Annotated in this window: 3 protein-coding genes; 2 read left to right on the top strand and 1 reads right to left on the bottom strand. The window is 42.9% G+C overall.

What is annotated here, in order from left to right; genetic code table 11:
• Window positions 1-98 precede the first annotated feature (98 nt).
• Window positions 99-695, bottom strand: coding sequence for a LysM-like peptidoglycan-binding domain-containing protein (locus tag CAG68_RS02630; RefSeq protein WP_017820296.1), 597 nt, complete (start codon window positions 693-695; stop codon window positions 99-101).
• Between the two features lie 232 nt (window positions 696-927).
• Between CAG68_RS02630 and CAG68_RS02625 the strand changes: the two genes are divergently transcribed.
• Window positions 928-1,548, top strand: coding sequence for an FKBP-type peptidyl-prolyl cis-trans isomerase (locus CAG68_RS02625; RefSeq protein ID WP_005383137.1), 621 nt, complete (start codon window positions 928-930; stop codon window positions 1,546-1,548).
• Between the two features lie 153 nt (window positions 1,549-1,701).
• The coding region (locus tag CAG68_RS22290; protein WP_237667826.1) for a DUF2780 domain-containing protein at window positions 1,702-2,004 on the top strand (303 nt) is incomplete at its 3' end.

Raw genomic sequence — 2,004 nt, 5'->3', positions numbered from 1 at the left:
GCTATAAGTTTCAATTCGATTGGTTACTATGAAAACTAATCGAATTAAAAAACTAACTAAAAAGACGCGATATATTCGCGTCTTTTCATTTGAAGCGTTTACTTGTTACGCCCAAAGGTCCCATCCGACAAACGGAAAAACATAACGGACCGCCCGCTTTTTTCCAGCTGTAGCATATCTAACTCGCCTTCGTCACTAAGCTTAAAGCGAATCAACTGTCCCTGCTTTATTTGGCTTAGCGGCTTATCACTGCCTTCTATTTTGACCAGAGCGCTAAGATCCGCCATAGAGAGCTGATTACTTCTGAAAACCTGCGCTAATGTATCACCATTTTTAACCGTGTACTCTTTCCAATCTTCAGATTTCGGTCCAGAGTTCTGAGAGGTTCTCTGCTGGCTTAAACTCTGCGCGTTCAGCTCAATCGCTACGCGTTGATGATCGACCTCAGTCTGCTCAACTGGTTGATCTGTTTTATTTGGCAAAGGAATAACAAGGAGTACCAGAATCAATGGCACTAAGACCATCAAAGCACGCTGATGAAATTTAGGCAGACGCAACCAAAACTGCTTAACAGGCTGTATACGCTCCAACCATTGCTCTTTGTTGAACGGCTGCTTCCAGTCGATAGCAGCGAATTTTTGTTTAACCAATTCGACATAGTCGACTTGCTGCTTTTTCTTTCTGCGACGATTCATTGTAATGAGTCCCTTAATACTTCTACGGTCAGTATAAAAATACCGACGCGGAGAGTATATGTTTTTCACCAAACTAAAATGGAATTGGGATTAAATTAGCAGAAATTTCACTTGGAGTAAGAGATAAGTCACAACCTGGCCGCCTCAATTAAGCATTCAGTCGCAATCATTTAAACCTAAGCTCGAAACTGATATCCTGTTACCTTTATCACTCCTAATAAGAGCGACATTCATGTCTGAAATTAAATTTGAAACTGCAGAACAAAAAGCAAGCTACGGCATTGGTCTGCAAATGGGTCAGCAACTTGCAGGCTCTGGTCTTGAAGGTCTTAGCGTTGATGCTATCGCAGCAGGTATTGCAACAGCACTAACTGGTGACATGCCATCAATCGAAATTGATGAAATCAACAAAGCACTACAAGAACTTCACACTCGTGCAGAAACAGCTCGCCAAGAAGCAGCAAAAATTGCGGCAGCAGAAGGCGAAGCGTTCCTAAAAGACAACGCTCTACGACCTGAAGTTAACGTTCTAGACTCTGGTCTTCAGTACGAAATCATTTCTGAAGGTACTGGTGCAGTTCCTACAGCAGAAAGCTCAGTTCGCGTTCACTACCACGGTGAGCTAACTGACGGTACTGTATTCGATAGCTCTGTATCTCGCGGTCAACCTGCTGAATTCCCTGTTACAGGTGTAATCAAAGGTTGGGTAGAGGCACTACAACTAATGCCTGTTGGCTCTAAGTGGAAGCTATACGTACCACAAGATCTTGCGTACGGTGAGCGTGGCGCTGGTGCGGCTATCCCTCCATTTGCAGCTTTAGTTTTCGAAGTAGAACTATTAGATATTATCTAATTGAAACCATTTTCAATTATGATTAAATAAAACGGCGCACTAGCGCCGTTTTTTTGTCTAAACTGAATAGACTTTCTCACCTCTGAACCTTTCACTCTGATAGCCTTTAAAAATAAAATCACTTTTAAAAAACGCTCAACCTTTGGAGGTACTATGCGTAAAACACTCCTAACTCTAGCACTCCTATCAATCAACATTGGTAGTGCGCACGCATTCTTAGATTCAGTCACTCAAAAAAGTAAAGAAAGTGGCCTGATGGACATGGTCGGCAGCAGCTTGAACACCGAGTCGTCTCCATTAACAGACATGCTAACTAGCCAATTACCAGTATCCACTGAGCAAGCAGCCGGAGGCAGTGGTGCACTACTCGCTTTGGCTCAAAGCCAGCTTTCGCAAGAAAATAGTAGTGAGTTACAGTCTTTGATTCCTGGACTTTCAAACTTGCAAGGAGCACAA

The organism is Vibrio sp. V42_P2S4T144 (genome assembly GCF_009904715.1).
In the GTDB taxonomy this organism is placed as follows: Bacteria; Pseudomonadota; Gammaproteobacteria; order Enterobacterales; family Vibrionaceae; genus Vibrio; species Vibrio alginolyticus.
Note: the sequence above shows the minus strand (reverse complement) of the source record. Positions and strands in the feature narration are given on the sequence as shown.

Coding starts and splice junctions, on each gene's coding strand:
- CAG68_RS02625 (WP_005383137.1), top strand. CDS start 928: ATGTCTGAAATTAAATTTGAAACTGCAGAACAAAAAGCAAGCTACGGC.
- CAG68_RS02630 (WP_017820296.1), bottom strand. CDS start 695: ATGAATCGTCGCAGAAAGAAAAAGCAGCAAGTCGACTATGTCGAATTG.